This is a genomic window from Micromonospora sp. URMC 107 (assembly GCF_051386315.1).
Taxonomy (GTDB): Bacteria; Actinomycetota; Actinomycetes; order Mycobacteriales; family Micromonosporaceae; genus Micromonospora.
On sequence record NZ_JBPQTK010000021.1, the window covers coordinates 26044 to 47369 of the forward strand.

The 21326-nt window shown below is 74.3% G+C and carries 13 protein-coding genes; 3 read left to right on the forward strand and 10 right to left on the reverse strand.

Annotated elements, in window-relative coordinates; all coding sequences use genetic code 11:
• The first annotated feature begins 45 nt into the window (after positions 1 to 45).
• Positions 46 to 1596: a GGDEF domain-containing protein gene (locus tag ACSNN9_RS07695; RefSeq protein ID WP_436672166.1), complete on the forward strand. Its 1551-nt coding sequence runs from the start codon at positions 46 to 48 to the stop codon at positions 1594 to 1596.
• Between the two features lie 19 nt (positions 1597 to 1615).
• On the opposite strand, the gene prfA is transcribed toward ACSNN9_RS07695, so the two are convergent.
• Positions 1616 to 2704, reverse strand: a complete 1089-nt coding sequence (gene prfA, locus ACSNN9_RS07700; RefSeq protein ID WP_436672112.1) for a peptide chain release factor 1 — start codon at positions 2702 to 2704, stop codon at positions 1616 to 1618.
• 97 nt (positions 2705 to 2801) lie between these two features.
• Positions 2802 to 3026 carry a 50S ribosomal protein L31 gene (gene rpmE / locus ACSNN9_RS07705; RefSeq protein ID WP_088998650.1) on the reverse strand — a complete coding sequence of 75 codons (225 nt, stop codon included), beginning with the start codon at positions 3024 to 3026 and terminating at the stop codon, positions 2802 to 2804.
• Between the two features lie 298 nt (positions 3027 to 3324).
• Between rpmE and ACSNN9_RS07710 the strand changes: the two genes are divergently transcribed.
• Positions 3325 to 4221 carry an AAA family ATPase gene (locus ACSNN9_RS07710; protein WP_436672115.1) on the forward strand — a complete coding sequence of 299 codons (897 nt, stop codon included), beginning with the start codon at positions 3325 to 3327 and terminating at the stop codon, positions 4219 to 4221.
• A gap of 94 nt (positions 4222 to 4315) precedes the next feature.
• Here the strand turns inward: ACSNN9_RS07710 and ACSNN9_RS07715 are convergent, their stop codons facing one another.
• The 3 genes from ACSNN9_RS07715 to thrB all read right to left on the reverse strand — a co-directional run bounded on the left by ACSNN9_RS07715 (position 4316) and on the right by thrB (position 11676).
• Entirely contained in the window at positions 4316 to 7813 is a 3498-nt protein-coding gene (locus tag ACSNN9_RS07715) for a phosphodiester glycosidase family protein (RefSeq protein ID WP_436672118.1), read from the reverse strand.
• A 566-nt stretch (positions 7814 to 8379) separates the two neighbouring features.
• A complete protein-coding gene (rho, locus tag ACSNN9_RS07720) occupies positions 8380 to 10434 on the reverse strand; it encodes a transcription termination factor Rho (RefSeq protein ID WP_436672121.1) in 2055 nt (684 codons plus the stop codon).
• Positions 10435 to 10731: 297 nt separating this feature from the next.
• The gene (gene thrB, locus ACSNN9_RS07725; protein WP_436672123.1) at positions 10732 to 11676 is read right to left on the reverse strand and encodes a homoserine kinase; all 945 of its coding nucleotides are present in this window, start codon (positions 11674 to 11676) and stop codon (positions 10732 to 10734) included.
• A 142-nt stretch (positions 11677 to 11818) separates the two neighbouring features.
• On the opposite strand from thrB, the gene ACSNN9_RS07730 reads away from it, so the two are divergent.
• Positions 11819 to 12367 (forward strand): hypothetical protein, encoded by a 549-nt coding sequence (locus ACSNN9_RS07730; RefSeq protein ID WP_436672125.1) that lies wholly within the window; start codon positions 11819 to 11821, stop codon positions 12365 to 12367.
• Positions 12368 to 12482: 115 nt separating this feature from the next.
• Here ACSNN9_RS07730 and ACSNN9_RS07735 read toward each other — a convergent pair whose 3' ends face one another.
• From ACSNN9_RS07735 to lysA, 5 genes are all read right to left on the reverse strand, one after another.
• Positions 12483 to 13727: an MFS transporter gene (locus tag ACSNN9_RS07735; protein ID WP_436672128.1), complete on the reverse strand. Its 1245-nt coding sequence runs from the start codon at positions 13725 to 13727 to the stop codon at positions 12483 to 12485.
• A gap of 112 nt (positions 13728 to 13839) precedes the next feature.
• Positions 13840 to 17148 (reverse strand): efflux RND transporter permease subunit, encoded by a 3309-nt coding sequence (locus ACSNN9_RS07740; protein ID WP_436672130.1) that lies wholly within the window; start codon positions 17146 to 17148, stop codon positions 13840 to 13842.
• Between the two features lie 163 nt (positions 17149 to 17311).
• Positions 17312 to 18361: a threonine synthase gene (gene thrC, locus ACSNN9_RS07745; protein WP_436672132.1), complete on the reverse strand. Its 1050-nt coding sequence runs from the start codon at positions 18359 to 18361 to the stop codon at positions 17312 to 17314.
• A gap of 203 nt (positions 18362 to 18564) precedes the next feature.
• Positions 18565 to 19878: a homoserine dehydrogenase gene (locus ACSNN9_RS07750; protein WP_436672167.1), complete on the reverse strand. Its 1314-nt coding sequence runs from the start codon at positions 19876 to 19878 to the stop codon at positions 18565 to 18567.
• An 8-nt stretch (positions 19879 to 19886) separates the two neighbouring features.
• A complete protein-coding gene (gene lysA / locus ACSNN9_RS07755) occupies positions 19887 to 21272 on the reverse strand; it encodes a diaminopimelate decarboxylase (protein ID WP_436672135.1) in 1386 nt (461 codons plus the stop codon).
• Positions 21273 to 21326: the final 54 nt, after the last annotated feature.

Below are 21326 nucleotides of genomic sequence, written 5' to 3' on the forward strand. Positions count from 1 at the left end.
CATCACGAGCGGATGCGTCCGGACGCACACCGACAGGAGGTCGCGGTGGGTTGGCTCGACCGGGTCACCGACCAGGTTGACGCCCTGACGCGGGCGCGCGCCCTCCAGGAGTCCAGCCGCTCCGCCGAGGCGTACGCGATCCTCGACCGGGTCGCGGCCACCACCACCGACCCGTACGCGCGGGCCGACGCCCTGGTGCAGCGCCTCTCCGCGGTGATCAACCTGGGGCGGACGGCGGAGTACACCCGGGCCGTCGAGGAGGCCTCCACCGCCGTCCGCGACCTCGCCGAGCCCTACCTGCTCGGGCACCTCAACGCGCTGGCCGCCCTCGCCGCGCACCACCAGGGCGCGCTGGACCGCTGCGTCACCCACCTCGTGAAGGCCGCCCGGGCGCTGGGCGCGGTGGGCGACCCCGACCGGGACACCGCGTGGGGCTGGCACGACCTGGCGATGGCCTACTCGTACCTCAGCTTCCACGGCTACGCCCTCGGCGCGATCGAGCGGGCCCGGCAGCTCGGCAGCGCCGCCGAGATCCCGGAGGAGACCTTCGCCGCCCCCGGCATCCGGCTGCGCAACGCCGTGGCGCTGGACCACAACGGCGACAGCGACGGCTGCCTGCGGGTGCTGCGGGACGTCGCCGCCGACCTCGACCGGTTCCTGCGCAGCGGGCGGGCCGGGAAGCTGCGCCCGAGCAGCCTGGCCGCGTACGGCTACGCCGCCGCCCGGCGGGCCGCCCTCGGCGACCGGCTGGACGTCGACACGGAGGCCGCCCCGGCCCGGCTGCTCGGCCACGGCGGGGACAGCGCCCGGGCCCGCGACATGCGCCAGCTCGGCCAGGTCTGCCTGGCCGTCGCCGAGGGACGGCCCATCGAGGCCGTCACCCGGCTGGACACCGTGCGGGTCTCCACCGAGACACTGGGCGCGGCCGAACCGGCCCGGCTGCGCAGCGTCGCCCTGGCCCGCGCCGGCGACCACGCGGGGGCGCACCGGGCCGACCGGCTGGCGTTCCGGCTGGCCGCCCAGCGCAACGACCGGCTCCGGGACGTCTACATCGACGGCATCGCCGCCCGCATCGACCACGAGGAGATGCGCCGCGAGGCCGCCCGCTTCGAGGGCGAGGCGCTGACCGACCCGCTGACCGGCCTGCCCAACCGGCGGCGGCTGGAGCGCTACATCGCCACCCTGGTCGCCCACGGCGACCGGGTGGTCATCGGCGTCTGCGACCTGGACGGCTTCAAGGCCGTCAACACCCGGCACGGGCACCACTCCGGTGACCTGGTCCTCCAGCGCGTCGCCGGGGTGATCAACCGGGTGATGCGCCGGGGCGACTTCGTGGCCCGCTACGGCGGGGACGAGTTCGTGGTGGTGCTGCCCGGCGCCGGGATGGCCGAGGCAGCCGAGGTGGGCCGCCGGATCGACGCGGCGGTGCGCACGGAGGACTGGGAGTCGCTGGTGCCCGGCACCCCCGTCGGCGTCAGCGTCGGCTTCGCCGAGGTGGGCGCCACCGGCCCGGGCCTGCGCGACGCCCTCGGCACCGCCTTCGAGGCCGCCGACCGCGCGATGCTCCGCGCGAAGGCCCGCCCCCGGGCGTCCTGACCCCGTCGGCGGGCGGGGGTCAGCGGCGGGCCAACTCGGTGTCGCCAGCGAGGCGGGCGGTGCGGTCGGCCTCCACGAGCGCGTCGAGGACGCCGTCCAGGTCGCCGGCGAGCGCCAGGTCCAGGTTGTACGCGGTGTAGCCGATCCGGTGGTCGGTGATCCGGTTCTGCGGGAAGTTGTAGGTGCGGATCCGCTCCGAGCGGTCCACGGTGCGCACCTGCGCCTTGCGGGCGTCCGAGGCGGCCGCGTCGGCCTGCTCCTGGGCCGCCGCCAGCAGCCGGGCGCGCAGGATCCGCATCGCCTGCTCGCGGTTCTGCAACTGGGACTTCTCGTTCTGGCAGGAGACCACGATGCCGGTCGGGACGTGCGTGATCCGGACCGCCGAGTCGGTGGTGTTCACCGACTGGCCGCCCGGTCCCGACGAGCGGAACACGTCGATGCGCAGGTCGTTCGGGTCGATGGTGACGTCGACGTCCTCGGCCTCCGGCAGCACCAGCACGCCGGCGGCGCTCGTGTGGATGCGGCCCTGCGACTCGGTGACCGGGACGCGCTGCACCCGGTGCACGCCGCCCTCCCACTTGAGCCGGGACCAGACGCCGTTGCCGCCCTCGGGCACGCCCTTGGTCTTGATCGCCAGCGAGACGTCCTTCACCCCGCCCAGGTCCGAGTCCTGGGCGTCGAGCACCTCGGTGACCCAGCCGCGCCGCTCGGCGTACCGGGTGTACATGCGCAGCAGGTCGCCGGCGAACAGCGCGGACTCCTCGCCGCCCTCGCCCGCCTTGATCTCGACGATCACGTCCTTGGCGTCGTGCGGGTCGCGCGGGATCAGCAGCTCCGACAGCCGCTGCTCCAGCGCCGGCAGGCTCGCCGCGATCGACTCGGCCTCGGCGGCGAAGGACGCGTCCTCGGCGGCCAGTTCCCGGGCGGCGGCGAGGTCGGCGCGGGCCTGCTCCAGCTCCCCGGCCGCCTTGTGCAGCGGCACCAGCTCGGCGTACCGGCGGCCGACGCGGCGGGCGGCGCCCTGGTCGGCGTGGATGGCCGGGTCGGCCAGCCGCTTCTCCAGCTCGGCGTACTCGTCGAGGAGGGCGGCCAGACGCTCACTGCTCATGCGGGGGAGGCTCCTTCGACGACGCGGGCGGAATCCGGGGAGATACGGACGACGCCCGCGTCCGGCACGAAACCGGGCGCGGGCGTCGAACGAGGAGTTACTTGGCCTTCTTGGCCTGAACCTTGGCGTACTTCTGCTGGAACTTGGCCACCCGGCCCGCGGTGTCCAGGACGCGCTGCTTGCCGGTGTAGAACGGGTGGCAGGCGCTGCAGGTCTCGACGTGGATCGAGCCGCCCTTGGCGGTGCTGCGGGTGGTGAACGTGTTGCCGCAGGAGCAGCTGACCTCGGTGGTCACGTACTCCGGGTGGATGTTGGACTTCATCTCGCCTCGGTCCTCTCGTGGGTGGTCGCCGGGTCGCCGTCGGTGTCCGTCGCGGCGCGCGACGGGCTCGGGCGTGAACCGGAACCGGTGGCCGATTGACCAGTGTGCCATGGGCGTGCGCCGACCCGGCAATCGGGCCGCACGGCTGGTCCGGCATCGACAACGCACGCCCCACCTCCCGCATTCCCGACGCCGGGCCGGGCATTCACCCGACACGGCCGCCGTCGGCGTGGTGCCCCGCCCGGGGCACGCGCCGCAGGCGCCGCGACCGCCGACGCCGTACGACACGGAGGACCCGATGGCCCGCCTGATCGCCACCCGGGGACTGCCCGCCTCGGGCAAGACCACGTTCGCCCGGACGCTCCAGCCGTCCGTGGTCCGGGTCAACCGGGACGACCTGCGCCGGATGCTGCACGGCGAGCGGCTGTTCACGCAGTGGGCGGAGTGGCAGGTCACCGTCGTGCAGCGGGCGCAGGTCGAGGCGCTGCTGCGGGCCCGGGCCGACGTCTGCGTCGACGACACCAACCTGCGGTCGCGGACCCTGCGCGACTGGGCCGACCTGGCCGCCCGGCACGGCGCCGAGTTCGAGGTGCACGACTTCACCGACGTGCCGCTCGCGGAGTGCCTGCGCCGCGACGCCGCCCGCCCCGAGGCCGAGAGGGTCGGCGAGGCGTGGATCCGCCGGCTGCACGAGCGCTACCTGGAGGGCCGTACGCTGCCGCTGCCCGTGCCGCAGGCCCGGCCGGGGCGGCCCGCCACGGTGCACGCCCCGTCGACCGAGCCGCCGGAGATCGTCCTGGTCGACATCGACGGCACGGTCGCGCTGAACGTCTCGCGCAGCCCGTACGACATGGCCCGGGTCGGCGAGGACGAGCCGAACCCGGCGGTGATCGCGGCGGTCCGGGCGATGCACGCCGCCGGGTACGGGGTGGTCTTCTGCTCGGGCCGGGACGCCACCGCCCGCGCCGCCACCGAGGCGTGGCTGGCCCGACACGTCCGGGTCCCCCACCTCGGGCTGCACCTGCGCGCCGTCGGCGACAGCCGGAAGGACTCCGTGGTCAAGCGGGAGATCTACGAGCGCGAGATCGCCGACCGCTACCGGGTGGTCGGCGTCTTCGACGACCGTCAGCAGGTGGTGCGGATGTGGCGCGCCCTCGGCCTCACCGTCTTCCAGGTGGCCGAGGGCGACTTCTGAAAGGCCCGCACCGGGAACCGGTGCGGGCCTTCAGAGCGACGTCGGGAGGGGCGCCTTCCACACGCCGGGCGTCGGAAGGTGCCCCTCCCGCGCCTCAGGCGGCGGGAGCCGCGGCGGCGGCCGTCAGGGTGACCGTGGCCTCGGCCTGGGCCCCGTTGACCGCGACGGCCAGCTTGACCTGCGCGCCGGGGCGCAGGGCGGTGAGCTTGCCGGTGGCCGGGTCGAAGCGGGCCACGTGCCAGGGCTTCAGCCCGAGGACCGAGCCGACGTGCACGTTCGGCGAGGCGGACCAGTCCGCGCTCACCGGCGCGGCCACCGGCACCGTACGCCCGCCGGGCTGGGTCACCGTGGCGGTGACCGTCGCCGGGGCGCCGACCGGGACGCTGGCCGGGGCGGCCAGGGCGAGCGCGTCGACGTGCGCGTGGAACTCGGCGGCGACCCAGCGCGGGCCCTCGACGAGCGGGTTGCGCCGGGCCCGGTCGGCCTCGGCCGGGCTCACCGGGTCCACCCCGAACTCCGTCCACCCGGTGAAGCCGCCCTGGTCGGCCGGGGTGGAGGGGTTCTTGCCCGCGTTGCCGTTGATCAGGTACGGCACCCCGTCGACCCGGTCGGCGTGGAAGGTGCCGACGTGGCCGCCGACGAACGCGGCCCCCTTGCCGGTGCGGTGCTGGAAGTCGGCCAGCCACTGCTCCAGCAGCGCCGCCTCCTTCCGGTCGCCGAGCTGGCTGGCCTTGGCCGGGCTGGGGTCGCGCGGCGGGTGGTGGTGCAGCACGACCACCGAGCCGACGCCCGCGTCACCGGCCGCCGAGTCGAGCGCCTCGCGCAGCATCCGTACCTGGTCGAAGCCGCCGCCGCGCAGCGAGCCGGTCGACGAGTTCAGCGTGACGAAGCGGGTGCCCTTGTGGTCGAAGGTCCGCTCGGTGTCGCCGAAGGCGGCCTTGAAGTTGGCGATCGGGGCGCCCATGATCTCGTGGTTGCCGGGCACGTAGTAGTACGGCAGTTCGCCGCCGAGCTCCTCGTCCAGCAGCCGCTTGGCCAGCGCGAAGTCCGCCGGGTAGGCGGTGTCCACGAAGTCGCCGTTGATCACCAGGAAGTCCGGCTTCGCGGCCTTGACCTCGCGGAGCGTACGGCGGGCCTGGGCGACCAGGTCGCTGTCCGGGTTCGCCGCGACGAACTGCGCGTCGGACATCACCGCGAAGCGCCAGGGCGCCCCGTCCACCGTGCCGTCGCGCAGCACCACCCGGTCGGTACGCGGCGTCTCGGCCGGCGCGTCGACCGTCGGCGGCACCTTCGCCACCAGGTCGTCGATGACCACCTCGCTGCGGTACTGCGCGGCGGCGTTGGTCTCCGCCACGTAGAACCGGCGGACCCGCACCGGGTACTGCACCCCGGCGGGCACGGCCAGCTCGACGTACTTCCAGCCCGTCCAGGTGATCAGCGGGCCGCGCAGGACGTGCTGGGTGTTCTGCGCGTCGTGCAGGTGCAGGCTGGGCCACTCCCCCGTGCCGTTGCCGTGGATCCACATGCCGAACGCCTGCGGCTGGCCGGCCACCTCGATCCAGGCCGGCGGGTCCGCGTACGCGGCCCGGGTGCCGGTCGACTGGCTGAAGTCGTACGTCATCTTCAGGCCCGTGCCGGTGCGGCCCGGCGCGGGCGCGACCGCGCCGCTGGCCCGGGCCTGGCTGAACTTCCAGGCCGCCGCGTCGTCGAAGGTGGCCACCGGCACGTCGGTGAGCCCGACGGTGACCGGCAGGACGGTGCTGCTCCGGCCGACGTGGACGGTGACCAGCGCCGAACCGGTGTCCCGCAGGGCGGTGACGGCGAGGTTGCCGTCGGCGGTCGGGACGATCCGGAGCAGGTCCTTGTCGTAGTCGAGCTTCAGGTCGGCCGGCTCGATCGGGGCGGTGTTGCCCTCGGCGTCGTAGCCGACCACGCCGAACAGCGCGCTGCCCTGCGCGCCGGTCAGGCCGACCCGGTCCACGGTGGAGTCGACCCGGGCCAGCGGCCCGAGCACGGTCAGGTCGAGGGTGCCACTGGCCTCGTCCCGCCAGGCGGTGACCGTGGTGCGCCCGGGCAGGCCGGCCCGGAAGCGGCCCTTGTCGTCGACGACGCCGTGCACCGCCGGGTTGGCCCGCCACTTCGGCGCGCCGGCCGCCGGGCCGTACGTCTCGTCGTGCCCGGCGGCGGTGAGCCGTCGGGTCAGGCCGGGGAAGACGCGGTCGGGCCGCCCGCCGCGCACCGGCGCGACGCCCGGGGCGCTGGTCGGGTCGCTGGCGGTCTCCAGCCAGTACCCGGTGAGCCGGCCGCTGCCCTTGGGCGCGTAGATGGCCAGGCCGTTGGGCACGGCACGCTCGCTGCCGTCGGACGGGCTGTTCTCCACCTGCACGGCCGCCGCGCCCGGCTCCCGGGCGAGCAGCGTCGAGGAGCCGCCGCCGTCGAGGTTGAGCGCGTGGTGCGCGCCGAGTTCGGCCATCATGCGGCCCATCTCGGTCTGGGTGACGCCGCGGCTGTCGACCTGCCGGCCGTCCACGGTCAGCATGATCATGCGACGCCCGTCGGCGGAGAAGCCGACGGACGTGCGCGGAGCCAGCGACGCGTCCGCGATGCTCTGCACCACGCCGTCGCGGACCAGCACGTTGCCGCCGCCGACCGCCGCGTGCAGGGTGCTGCCGTCGGCCGGCTTGGGCTGGTAGGCGACGGTCACCGGGTCGCCGGGGCGCAGCCCGGCGAGGGCGTCCGCGCCGGCGTCGCGGCCGAGCAGCACGGTGGTGCCGGCCGGGACCGCCCCGCTGCCGGCCGTGCCGCCGACGGTGGCGACGCGGCCGTCGACCACCGTGACCTCCGTGACGCGGGTGGCGCCGGCGACCGCACGTTCCCGGGTGTACGACCCCCAGAGCGCGGTGAACACGCCGATCCCGTTCGCCTGGATCATGTTGTTGAACTGGGTCAACGTCACCGGACCGGTGGGCAGCGTCGCGGTGCCGTCGAAGTTCACCTCGATGACGCGGCCGAGCCCCTCGGTGGTGATCGCGACGGCGTTGCGGTGCCCGTTGACCGCGGACTGGACCAGCTGGCCGTCGCGGACGCCGACGCCCTGGGCGGCACCGGAGTTGTTGATGTCGAAGAAGTCGCCGTTGACCGCGGCGACCGCCCGGGCCGCGTCGACGGCGCCGCGCAGGGGCTCGGCCCGGCTGACCGCGCCGGAGTTGACGTAGTCCACGGTGAGGCCACCGGTGAGGTCGGCGGTGAGCGCGTCGGCGCGCAGCCAGCCGTCGGCGTCGTACCGGTCGAAGGAGGTCAGGGCGAGGCCCGGGGCGACCGGGCGGGTGGTCTTCGCGGTCTCCAGCCCGCCGGCCGGCTCCAGGCCGGTCGGGGCCGCGGCGGCCGAGGTGCTCGCGGCCGGGTCGCCGGCGAGCGTCACGGAGCCCGTGGAGTACGAGGAGGCACGCGGTGCGTCCTCGGCCGCGGTGGCGGAGGGGTCGGTGGCCGGAGCCGGCGCACCGGCGTTCGCCGGCACGGTGCCGGCCAGGGTGAGCAGCGGCGTCAGCAGCAGGACGCCTGCGAGCCGGGCGGATCGTCTGCGGGTACGCATGGGCGACAGTCAACCGGACGGTGAATAGAAGTTTCAATACCTGTTGCCCAAAGCGAAGGAAAACTCCACCCGTCCGGCTGCCGTCGCCGTCGCGTCGCCGCCACCCGCGGACCACACCGTGGCGCACGCGGCCGGGCCCTACCGCGTTCACCAACGCGCCCACGGGCCACGACGGCGCCGCATCCGGTAACCGAGAGTGGACGGTCCCGGCCGGCCTTCCCCACCCCTGGCTCCGTCCCCTTTGCTCTGCAGCCATATCGGCACCGGGCACGCCGCGTGAGCGGTGCGCATGTGGATGCAGAGCAAAGGGAGCGTGAAGGATACGGCGGCGGGAGCGCACCTTCCGGCAGAATCCCTGTTCAGCAGGCACCCGCGGCGGCGACGCAGGAAGGCAGGCTAGCCGGGCCGCCAAATTCGCTCACGTAGCGTCATGTCGTGGGCGAGTCGAGGGCCGGTCACGGATCGTCACCGACGCGGGCCGGCAGCACCACCGCACCGGAGCCCGGGACGCGAGAAGGGCACGGCCTCGTGGCCGTGCCCTTCTCGCTCGTCTCACCCGGGGAGGGTCACTCCCCCGGCGTCGACTTGGCGATCTGCATCAGGAACTCGATGTTGGTGCGGGTCTGCTTGAGCTTGTCGAGCAGCAGGTCCAGCGCCGCCTGCGAGTCCAGCGAGTGCAGGACCTTCCGGAGCTTGTGGATGATGGCCAGCTCCTCCGGCGCGAGCAGGATCTCCTCCTTGCGCGTGCCGGACGGGTGGATGTCGATGGCCGGGAAGATGCGCTTGTCGGCGATCTTCCGGTCCAGCTTCAGCTCCGCGTTGCCGGTGCCCTTGAACTCCTCGAAGATGACCGTGTCCGCCATGGACCCGGTCTCCACCAGCGCGGTGGCGAGGATGGTCAGCGAGCCGCCGTTCTCGATGTTGCGGGCCGCGCCCAGGAAGCGCTTCGGCGGGTAGAGCGCGGTGGAGTCGATACCACCCGACATGATCCGACCGCTGGCCGGCGCCGCCAGGTTGTACGACCGACCGAGGCGGGTCACCGAGTCGAGCAGCACGACCACGTCGTGGCCCAGCTCGACCAGGCGCTTCGCCCGCTCGATCGCCAGCTCGGCCACCGTGGTGTGGTCCTGCGGCGGACGGTCGAACGTCGCCGCGATGACCTCACCCTTCACCGACCGCTGCATGTCGGTGACCTCTTCGGGCCGCTCGTCCACCAGCACCACCATCAGGTGGCACTCCGGGTTGTTGTGCGTGATCGCGTTCGCGATGGCCTGGAGCACCATCGTCTTGCCCGCCTTCGGCGGCGACACGATCAGCGCACGCTGGCCCTTGCCGAGCGGCATGACCAGGTCGATGACCCGGGTGGTGAGGATGTGCGGCTCGGTCTCCAGCCGCAGCCGCTCCTGCGGGTAGAGCGGGGTGAGCTTGTAGAACTCCGGCCGGCGCCTCGCCTCGTCCGGCTCCATCCCGTTGATGGTGTCCAGCCGCACCAGCGGGTTGTACTTGTCCCGCCGCTGCTCGCCGTCGCGCGAGGAGGCGCGCACCGCACCGGTGATGGCGTCACCGCGACGCAGACCGTACTTCTTGATCTGCGACATCGAGACGTAGACGTCGTTCGGGCCGGCCAGGTAGCCGGTGGTCCGCACGAAGGCGTAGTTGTCGAGCACGTCGATGATGCCGGCCACCGGGACGAGGACGTCGTCCTCGCCGACCTGCGGCTCGCGCTCGCGCCCGCCGTCGCCGGTGCCACCGCCCTCGGCCCGCTCACCGCGGCCACGGCGGCGGTCGCGGAACCGGCTGCGCCGGCCGCGCCGGCCGCCGCTCTCGTCGTCGTCGTCGTTGTCACGCTCGACGCGCTGGCCCCGGTCGCCGCGCTCGTTGCGGTCGCCCCGCTCGGCGCGCTCGCCGCGTTCGTTGCGGTCACCGCGCTCCGCACGCTCGCCACGGTCGCCCCGCTCGTTGCGGTCGCCGCGCTCGGCACGCTCGCCGCCGCGCTCGGCACGGTCACCGCCGCGCTCGGCACGGTCGCCCCGCTCGGCACGGTCGCCCCGCTCGGCTCGGTCACCGCGCTCAGCACGCTCACCGCGCTCACGGCCACGGCCCTCGCCCCGGTCGGCGCGGTCGCCAACCTCGGCCTCTTCCACACGGGTCTCCGCCGGACGGGCCTCGGCCGGGCGCGTCTCCGCCGGACGGGCCTCCGCGGCCCGTGCCTCGGAGGCGGCGGTCCGGCTGCGCCGGGTCCGGCCACGGGGCTCCGTCTCGACCGCCGCCGGCTCCGCCGGAGCCTGCTCCGCGGTGCGCCGCTCGGCCGCCGGCCGCTCGGTCTCGCGGACCTCGGCGCGGGCCTCCTCACGGGTGGCAGCGGCCGCGGCCTCGGCCCGCGGTCGAGGGGTCCCGGCGGCGGCGCCGCCCTGCCGCTCGGAGATCGCGCTGATCAGCTCGCCCTTGCGCATGCGGGCCGTGCCCGAGATGCCGAGCGAGGCGGCCAGGCTCTGCAGCTCCGGCAGCAGCATTGCCGACAGGCCGGTGCCGCTACGCCGACGACGGGCGGGGGCGGCGGCGGTGGTGGCATCGCCAGCGACGTTGGAAACATCCGACGTCACGTCGGTGGTGTCGCTCAATGGATTCCTTCCCTCGATAGGCCGGGACTGCCCGGAGTCGAAAAGCCAGGTGGCCGGGCGGCCTCGGTGCACCCGCCTCGCAAGGACGCGTCGCGGGAGTCTGTGACACAGCAGCCGGTCGGTTTCCCGACTCACCAAACGTCGGTGAGCGGGTCTCGCCGTTTGCGGCGACCTGTGAACACTGCGGTGCGGCGTGGGCCTAGGCAGGGGTGACGGGCTGACCGCCGAAAGCTTCGGGGGTGCGCCGACCCGCAGGGAGATCGCATGCTTCGCGGCTGTGCTAAGTCTAGAGCGTAATCAACTCTTCCGACCTGCGGCAACAGGGTCCCGCTCTGCGTGTCCCAGTCTACCCCGGGTGACCTGTGCTCCGCTCCCGTCTGGATCCAACCGCCAGACCTGCCAACCTGTTCCCGCCGCGAGGCCCTCGGGTGGGGCGGTCAGGGCCAGGACGGTCGGCCCCGCACCGCTGATCACAGCGGCCACACCGGCCCCACGCAGCGCTTTCACCAGTTCGGCACTGCCCGGCATGCCGTCGGCGCGGTAGTCCTGGTGCAGCCGGTCGACCGTGGCCGGGAGCAGCAGACCGGGGTCGGCGGTCAGCGCGTGCACCAGCAGCGCGGCGCGGCCGGCGTTCAGCGCCGCGTCGGCGTGGGGCACGGTGGCCGGCAGCGCGGCCCGCGCGGTCGCCGTCAGGCCGCGCTCCGCCGGCACGAAGACCGTCGGTCGTACGCCGTCGGCGACCGGCAGCGACACCGCCCGGGCGCCGGAGGGCTCGGTCCAGGCCAGGGTGAAGCCGCCGAGCAGGCACGGCGCCACGTTGTCCGGATGGCCCTCGATCTCGGCGGCGAGGCGCAGCGCGGCGGCGTCGTCGAGGCGGTTCTCGCCGTCGGTGACCAGCGCACGGGCCAGCAGCACGCCGGCGACGATCGCCGCGGACGAGGAGCCCAGCCCACGGGCCTGTGGGATGCGGTTGACGCACTCCACGGCCAGCCCGGGCGGCTGCCCGCCGAGCACGTCGAAGGCCGCCCGCATGGCGCGGACGACCAGGTGCCGGTCGTCGGCCGGCAGCTCCCCGGCGCCCTGCCCGGCCACGGCCACCGTGACGCCCCGCGCCGTCACCTCGGCGGCCACGTCGTCGTGCAGCGTCAGGGCCAGCCCCAGGGCGTCGAACCCCGGCCCCAGGTTGGCGCTGGTGGCGGGGACCCGGACCCGGACCGGGCCGGAGGTGAAGTTCGTCGGCACGGGCCCATGCTAGGGCTCCGCACCGACGACGCGGGTCTCCGCCCGCCGGATCGGGACGGGGCCGCAGGGCCGCCTCCGCAAAACGGTGGGCACCCCCGCCGGTCCGTTAGCCTGACCCGACGGACGGCGGCGGGAGGCAGGGATGCGCGAACTCGGGTACGTGGCGACGGTGGCCGCCTTCCAGGCGCCCACGGCGCTGGTGCTGCTGGTCGGCCTCGTACTGGCTGCGACGGCGGGACGGCGGCTGCCCCGAAAGCCCCGGTTGCTGGCACTGTCCGGGCTCACTGTGCTGCTGGTCAACGCGGTGCTCAGCGTGGCCTGGACCCTGCTGCTGCCCCGCGCGTTCGACTTCGACTGGGGGCGCTCGAACTTCCAGCTGATGAACCTGGCCTACGGCGGGCTGCAGTCCCTGACGTACCCGATCGGGACGGGTCTGCTGATCGCGGCCGTGCTGGCCGGGCGGCGGGCGGGCGGCGCGGCGGCCGGCCCGTTCGGCGGGCGACCGCTCGCCGGCGGCGCGCCGGTGCCGACCATCGCCCCGGCGCCGACCGGTCAACCGGTGCCGACCGCCGCGCCTGCGCCGCCGACCGGCCCGGGGTGGACCGCGGAGGGCGGCGCCGACGTGCCGGCGCAGTGGGGCGGCCGATCCCGGCCGGACGCGCCGACGGACACCGGGACCGACCGGCCCTGACCGACGCGCGGGTCAGCGGGCGCCGCCCGGAGCGGGCCGCGGCTGACCGCCGGCCGCGCGGGCGGGTCAGCGACGCCCGGAGCGGGCCGCGGCTGAGGGCCGGCTGCCGGGCGGGTCAGTGGGCGGCGCTCGGGGTCGGCTGCGGGGCCGGGTCCGTGAGCGAGAGCCGGCGGGTGGCGATCCGCCAGCCGACCGCGTAGACCACCGTGACGAGGCCGCAGCTGGCCAGCACCACCCGCTCGTCCACGGTGTCCACCACGGCGGCCACCGCGAGCTGGCTGATCGAGACGGCGAGGGTCGCCAGCATCATGTCGGTGGCGAAGACGCGGCCGCGCAGCCGGTCCGGCACCTCGCCCTGGAGCGCGAAGTTCGACATCACCCAGTTGCTGCCGCCCGCGAAGTGGGCGACGAAGACCAGGGCCAGCACCAGCGGGAACCAGTTGGCGACCGAGGTGCCGAGGTAGGCCAGGCCGTAGAGGGACATGGACAGCGCCAGCCCGGGCAGCAGCCAGGCCCGGTTGGTCAGCACCCGGCGCATCAGGATCGGCCCGACGAGCGCCCCCGCCCCGCGGACGGCGAAGAGCAGCCCGGTGCCGATCGGACCGACCCCGTACACCGCCGCGAGCAGCGGGAACACGGTCAGCACGCCGTTGCCGAGGCCGACCGCCGACTTCACGGTGACCAGCGCCAGCACCCTCGGCCGGTGCCCGATGTAGCCCAGCGCCTCGCGGATCGCTGGCCAGGTCCGCTGCACCGCCAGATCCGCGTCGCGGGGCGCCTGCAACGGCCGGCGGATCAGCGTGGCCAGGCCCGCGGCGGCCACCAGGCCCACGGCCGCCACCCAGAAGCAGGCGTACGGGCCGACGGCGGCGCTGAGCACGCCACCCAGGGAGGCACCGACGACGGTCATGGTGCCCCAGGCCGAGCCCGCGACGGCGTTGCCGGCGGCCAGCTCGTCGGGGTCGAGCACGTTCGGCAGCGCCGCCTGGGCCGCCGGGGAGTAGAACGCCTTGGCGACCGCCACCACCCCGATCCCGACCATCGCCAGCCAGGCGGTCCCGGCGCCGCGCACCCCGAGCAGCAGCAGCACGCCGAGCAGGGCCGCGACGTTCGAAATGATCATGATCTTGCGTCGGTCGAACCGGTCGGCGACCGTGCCCGTGTACGGCAGCAGCAACGCCACGATGCCGGTGTCGACGGCGAGCACCAGCGCGCCCCACACGCCACTGCCGGTCAGGTCGGGCAGCAGCACCAGCAGCGGCACCATGACGAACCAGTCGGCGCCGAAGACCACCAGCTCCGCGAGGAAGAGATTGCGGAAGTTCCGGTTGCGGGTGAGGACCGAGACGGTGGACGGCACGTCCGGATACCCTACCCGGCGGCGACCGGCGGGCCGGGCGTACGGCGGCTACCTGACCGAATGCGAACGCCCCCGGCGGACGGGACCGTCGGGGGCGTTCGCGGACGTACCGCTACTCGGTCGGCGGCAGCGGGGACGTGCGGCTCTTCGGCAGCCGCAGTACCTCGAACTGGTCGGTGCCGTCCACCAGCGCGCCCGACGGCTTCGGCCGGGACGCCGGGGCGTCGGTGGCCTCCGCGCCGGCGGTGGCCGGGGCGCCCGCGGCGGGCACCGGGACCGGCTCGGCGGCGGGCGCCCCGCCGTCGTCGCCGGCCGGCTCGCCGTCGCCCGTGCCGGTGGCCGGGGCCGCCCCGCCGGAGCGGCGGGCCCGGCGGGCGCGGAACGACTCCTTGGTGTTCTCCGCCATGGCGTAGAGCGTCGGCACCAGGATCAGGGTGAGCAGCGTCGAGCTGAGCAGCCCGCCGATCACCACGATCGCCAGCGGCTTGGAGATGAAGCCGCCCTCCCCGGTGAGGCCGAGCGCCATCGGCAGCAGCGCGAAGATCGTGGCGATCGCGGTCATCAGGATCGGCCGCAGCCTGCGCCGGCCGCCCTCGACCACCGCCTCCTGGACCCCCATGCCCTGGGCCCGGTACTGGTTGACGAGGTCCAGCAGCACGATCGCGTTTGTCACCACGATGCCGACCAGCATGAGCACGCCGATCAGCGCCGGCACGCCCATCGGGGTGCCGGTGGCGAGCAGCAGGCCGATCGCGCCGGTCGCCGCGAACGGGATGGAGATCAACAGGATCAGCGCCTGGACCAGGCTCCGGAACGTCGCCACCATGATCAGGAAGACGATCGCGATGGCGGCGAGCACGGCCAGGCCCAGGTCGGCGAAGGCCTCCTCCTGGTCGGCGCTGACCCCGCCGATGGCGAAGGTCGCCCCCGGCACGTCGATGCCGTCCAGCCTCTTCTGCAACTCCTGAGTGATGGCGCCGAGGTTCGAGCCGGTGGCCGTACCGGTGACGGAGACGCTGCGCTCGCCGTCGATCCGGCTCACCTGCTGCGGGCCCTCGGTCTGGGTGACGTCGGCGATGGCGTCGAGCGTCACCGGCCCGACCGGCATCGCGCGCAGCTCCTCCACCGTGGTCGGCGGCTTGCCCGCGAACCGCAGCACCACGTCCCGCTGCCCGTCGTCGAGCGTGACCTGCCCCAGGGGCGCGCCCCGGAACGCCTGGGCCACCAGCTGGCCGACGGCGGCCTCCGTGAGCCCGACCCGCCCGGCGGCGACCCGGTCGACGGTGACGTCGACGCGCGGCACCCGCGTGGCGAGGCTCGTGGAGACGTCCTCGACACCCGCCAGCCCGGCCATCGCCGAGCGGACCTCCTCGGCGGCCCGGGTCAGCGTCTCCGGGTCGGCGCCCTGCACGACCACCTCGATCTGGTTGGCGGCCGCCCCGCCCTGACCGGCGCCGAAGCTGATCTCACCGACGCTCTCGCCCAGGGCGTCGAACTCCCGGCGCAGCTTCTCCCGCATCTTCTGGGCGTCGGTGCCCTCGCCGAGGGCCAGCGACCAGCTGGCGACGTTGTTGCCGCCGCCGCCGGCGAACGGGTTGTCCCCGCCGCCCGCCGTGACCTGGTACGTCTCGACGTCCTCGGTGCGCTCCAGCACCGCCTCGAGCTGGCGGGCCGCCGCGTCCGTGCCGGCCAGCCCGGTGCCCGCCGGCAGCTCCTGGGTGATGCTCAGGGTGTCCTGGCCGGAGTCGTCGATGAAGTTGGTCTCCAGCTGCCGGGACAGGCCGAAGGTGCCGAACAGCACGAGCACGCCGAGCCCCAGCGTGATCCACCGGTTGGCCCGCTTGCGGGTGGCGAACCCGATCACCGGCAGGTACGCCCGCTGCAACGGGTTGCGCAGCTCCTTCTCCTCCGCCGCCCGGCGCACCGCGGCGTCGTCCGCCGTGTCGCCGGGGGGCTTCAGGAACCAGTACGCGAGCACCGGAATGACGGTCAGCGAGACCAGCAGCGAGGCGAGCAGGGCCACCGTGACGGTGATCGCGAACGGCGCGAAGAGCTGCCCGACGAAGCCGCCCACCAGCGCGATCGGCGCGAAGACGGCGACCGTGGTGAGGGTGGACGCGGTCACCGCGCCGGCCACCTCGCGCACGGCGGCGAGGATCGCCTGCCGCTTCGGCTCGCCGTACTCCAGGTGTCTCTTGATGTTCTCCAGCACGACGATCGAGTCGTCGACCACCCGGCCGACCGCGATGGTGAGCGCGCCGAGGGTGAGCAGGTTGAGCGAGTAGTCGCCGATCCAGAGGGCGATCAGGGCCACCACCACCGAGAGCGGGATGGAGACCGCGGTGACCACGGTGGAGCGGACCGACAGCAGGAAGACCAGGATGACCACGACGGCCATGACCAGGCCCAGCAGGCCCTCGGTGGTCAGGCTCTCGATGGACTTCTCGACGAACGGCGCCTGGTCGAAGACGACGGTCAGCTCGGCGCCGGAGGCCTCCCGCAGCTCGGCGAGCCGGTCCCGGATCTCGTGCGAGATCTGCACCGCGTTGCCGTCCGGGGAGGCGGTGATCGCGATGCCCAGGCTGTCCTTGCCGTTGGTGCGGGTGATCGCGGTGGCCGGGGCGAGCTGCTGCTCGACGGTGGCCACGTCGCCGAGGCGGACCGGGGCCGCCCGGCCCGTCGCCGGCGCGACCACGACGCCCCGCAGGTCGTCCAGCGTGGCGAGCCGGGTACCGACCTGCACCGGCAGCGCGCGGGTGCCGTCGGTCACCGCACCGGCCGGCACCGTCACGCCGTTGGTCTGCAACGCCGCGCCGAGGGCGGTCGGCTGGAGCTTCGCCGCCGCCAGCTTGGCCGGGTCCGGTACGACCACCACGACGTCGTCGCGGGCGCCGGTCAGGTCGACCGTCCGCACCCCCTCGATCGCCTCCAGCTCGGGCACGACCGCGGCGCGCAGCTTCTCGACGAGGACCCGCTGGTCGGCACCGCCGGAGGCCGCGAGCACCACCGCGGGCAGGTCGTCGGTGCTGCCGGCGACGACCTGCGGGTCGACTCCCTCAGGCAGCTGCGCGTCGATCCGGTTGAGCGCGGTCTGCATCTTGTTGACCACGTCGTCCAGGTCGGTGCCGAACTCGTACTGGACCTGGACGGTCGCGGAGCCCTCGCGGGAGGTCGAGGTGACCTGGTCCAGCCCGGGGATGCCCTGGAGGGCGTTCTCGATCGGCTCGGTGACCTGCGACTCGACGACCTCGGGCCCGGCACCGGGATAGACCGCCACGATGAACGCGGCCGGGAACTCCAGCGACGGCAGGAGCTGCTGCTTCAGTGACGGTACGGCGAACGCCCCGAACAGCGTGGTCACCACCGCGATGAGGGCGATCAGCCCTCGGTTGGCGAGGCTGAATCTGGCGAGCAGCGACATCGGCGTGACTCACTCCTGAAAAGGCGATTGGCGGGGGTTCGGATTCTCCCCCACCCGGCCTGACCGACCCCGGTCGGCCCTGCCCGCGTCCTATGCACAGGACTCGCCTCGGCCGCGCCGGCTCACTCCCCTCGGCGTCGACCGGTGCCGATCCGCCGGCGGCTCAGGCCAGGTCGAGGCAGCGGGCGGCGGCCAGGGGGTCGTTGGCGATGGTGGTCGGCACGGGCGCGGTGGAGATCGCCCACTCCGGGTCCTTCAGGCCGTGGCCGGTGACCGTGCAGACCACCGTCGAGCCGGCCGGGATCCGACCGGCGGCGGCCTGCTGGAGCAGGCCGGCCACGCTGGCCGCGCTGCCCAGCTCGACGAAGACCCCGACCTCCCGGGCCAGCAGCCGGTACGCGGCCAGGATCTCCCGGTCGGTGACGGCGGCGATCAGGCCGCCGGAGGAGTCCCGGGCGTCGAGTGCCCTGGTCCAGCTCGCCGGGTTGCCGATCCGGATGGCGGTGGCGATCGTGGACGGCTCGCGGACCACCTGCCCGCTGACGATCGGGGCGGCGCCGGCTGCCTGGAAGCCGTACATCTTCGGGGCCCGGGTGGCGTTGCCGTCCCGCAGTTCCTCCGAGTAGCCCATCCAGTAGGCGGAGACGTTGCCGGCGTTGCCGACCGGCAGGCAGTGGATGTCGGGCGCGTCGCCCAACGCCTCGACGATCTCGAAGGCGGCCGTCTTCTGGCCGTGCAGCCGGTCGATGTTGACCGAGTTGACCAGGGCGACCGGGTAGTCCTGGGCGAGCTTGGCGGCCAGCGACAGGCAGTCGTCGAAGTTGCCGGTGACCTGGAGCAGTCGCGCCCCGTGCACGAGCGCCTGGGCCAGCTTGCCCAGCGCGATCTTGCCCTGCGGCACGAGCACCGCGCAGGTCAGGCCGGCGCGGGCCGCGTACGCCGCCGCGGAGGCGCTGGTGTTGCCGGTGGAGGCGCAGATGATCGCCTTGTTGCCGGCCTCGACCGCCTTGGAGACCGCGAGCGTCATGCCCCGGTCCTTGAACGAGCCGGTCGGGTTGGCGCCCTCCACCTTCAGGTGCACGTCGCAGCCGAGCCGGGCGGAGAGCACGGGCGCGGGCAGCAGCGGGGTGTTCCCCTCGTGCAGGGTCACGACCGGGGTGGCGTCGGTGACCGGCAGCCGGTCCCGGTACGCGTCGATCAGACCCCGCCACATGTCGTTCTCCCTCGCCTCTACCGCCCCGCCGCGCCGGGTACGCCTCCAGCCTGGACCAGCATCGCCCGGTGCCCGTCGGCGCACCCGCAGTTAACCATCAGGCGAGACGCGCAAGCGCCCGCCCCGCCGGGGCGGCCCGGAAACCGGTCACCGCCCGCACCTGCCGTGGCGACCGCGAGCCGCCCGGGCGGGGCCAGAGACTGTCACAGCCCGCCCTCCACCCGCAGCACGCTCGCCACCGAGCGGACGATGTCCAGCCCACGCAGCTCGCGTACGGTGGCGGCGAGCGCCGCGTCGGGCGCCACGTGGGTGACGATGACCAGGTCGGCGTCCTCGCCCCGGCCGGCCGGGCCCCCGCCCGCCGGGCCCTGCCGCACGGTGGCGATCGACACGTCGTGCCGGGCGAACACCCCGGCGACGGCCTCCAGCACACCCGGCCGGTCGGCCACGTCCAGGCTGATGTGATAGCGGGTCAGCGCCTCCCCCATCGGCCGCACCGGCAGGTCGGCGTACGCGCTCTCGCTGGCCGACCGCACCCCGGCGAGCCGGTTGCGGGAGACCGCCACCACGTCGCCCAGCACCGCGCTGGCGGTCGGCGCGCCGCCGGCACCCCGGCCGTAGAACATCAGCGGCCCGGCCGCCTCGGCCTCGACGAAGACCGCGTTGAACGCGTCGCCGACGCTGGCCAGCGGGTGGCCCAGCGGGATCATCGCGGGGTGCACCCGCACGCTGACCGTCTCGCGGCCGGCGGCGTCGGCGCCCCGCGCGGCGATGCAGAGCAGCTTGATGGTGCACCCCATCGCCTTGGCGCTGGCCACGTCGGCCGCGGTGACCTCGGTGATGCCTTCCCGGTGCACGTCGGCCGCGCCGACCCGGGTGTGGAACGCCAGCGAGGCGAGGATGGCCGCCTTGGCCGCCGCGTCGAAGCCCTCCACGTCGGCGGTCGGGTCGGCCTCGGCGTAGCCCAGCTCGGTGGCCTCCTCCAGCGCCTCCGCGAAGCCGGCGCCGGTCGCGTCCATGGCGGAGAGGATGAAGTTGGTGGTGCCGTTGACGATGCCGGTGACCCGGTTGATCCGGTCGCCGTGCAGCGACTCGCGCAGCGGGCGCAGCAGCGGGATCGCCCCCGCCACGGACGCCTCGTAGTAGAGGTCGCCGCCGCCCTCGGCCGCCGCGTCGTGCAGGGCGGCGCCGTCCTCGGCGAGCAGCGCCTTGTTGGCCGTGACCACGCTCTTGCCGGCCCGCAGCGCCTCCACCAGCCAGCCCCGCGCCGGCTCGATGCCCCCGACGACCTCGACGACCACGTCCACGTCGTCGCGCTTGATCAGGCCGAGCGCGTCGGTGGTGAACAGGGTCGGGTCGACCGGCAGGTCGCCCCGGTCGCGGCCGAGACGGCGTACGGCGATGCCGGCGATCTCCAGCGGGGCGCCGATCCGGGCGGCGAGGTCGCCCGCCTGCTCGTGCAGCAGCCGGACCACCTCGCTACCGACCGTGCCGCAGCCGAGCAGTGCCAGGCGCACAGGTGACGTCATCCCACATCCAATGCCAGCAGGTCCTCTTCGGTCTCCCGCCGGACGATCAGGCGCGCCTGGCCGTCGCGCACCGCGACCACCGGGGGGCGGGGCACGTGGTTGTAGTTGCTGGCCATGCTCCGGCAGTAGGCACCGGTGCCCGGCACCGCGACAAGATCTCCGGGCTGCACGTCGGCGGGCAGGAATTCATCCTTCACCACGATGTCCCCGGACTCACAGTGCTTTCCCACCACGCGGGCGAGCATCGGCTCGGCGGTCGACGCCCGGGACGCCAGCGTCGCGGAGTAGGACGCGTCGTAGAGCGCGGTACGGATGTTGTCGCTCATCCCGCCGTCGACGCTCACGTACGTCCGGATCCCGTCCACGTCCTTGACCGTGCCGACCTCGTAGAGGGTGAACACGGCCGGCCCCACGATCGCCCGGCCCGGCTCGATCGACAGGTGCGGCACCGCCAGCCGCTCCGCCGCGCACTCGGACTCGACGATCCGGCGCAGCCGCTTCGCCAGGTCCTGCGGGGTGGCCGGGTCGTCCTGGGTGGTGTACGCGATGCCGAAGCCGCCACCGAGGTCCAGCTCGGGCAACTCCACCCCGCGCGCGTCGCGGATCTGCGCCTGGAGGCCGAGCACCCGGCGGGCGGAGACCTCGAAGCCGCTGGCGTCGAAGATCTGCGAGCCGATGTGCGAGTGCAGGCCGCGCAGCTCCAGCACGCCCTCGTCGAGCACCCGGAAGGCCGCCTCGGCCGCCGCCCCGCCCGCGAGGGAGAAGCCGAACTTCTGGTCCTCGTGGGCGGTGGCGATGAACTCGTGGGTGTGCGCCTCGACGCCGACCGTGACCCGGATCATCACCCGGGGGCGGACGCCCCGCTCGCGGGCGAGCGCGGTGAGCCGGTCGATCTCGTCGAACGAGTCGAGGATGATCCGGCCGACCCCGGCGTTGAGCGCCCGGGTCAGCTCGGCCACCGACTTGTTGTTGCCGTGGAAGCCGATCCGCTCGGGCGGCATCCCGGCCGACAGCGCGGTGGCCAGCTCGCCCCCGGTGCACACGTCGAGGTGCAGGCCCTCCTCGGAGATCATCCGGACCACCGCGCGGCAGAGGAAGGCCTTGCCGGCGTAGTAGACGTCGACGCCGTCGAAGCCGGTGCGGAAGTCGCGGCAGCGCGAGCGCAGGTCGTCCTCGTCGAGGACGTACACCGGGGTGCCGAACTCGTCCGCGACGTCGCGGACGCCGAGCCCGGGGACGGCGAGCACGCCGTCGCCGTCGCGCGTCACGTTGCGCGGCCAGAGCTGCGGCACCAGGGCGTTGACGTCGACCGGGGGACGCAGCCACGCCGGCCCCCGGCTGCCGATGTCGCCGTGCAGCGCACCGGCCTCGTGAGCACGCATTACCGCTCTTCCCTTCGCGCCTGCGGGGCTCGCAAGCTCACTCCTCGCGCTCGC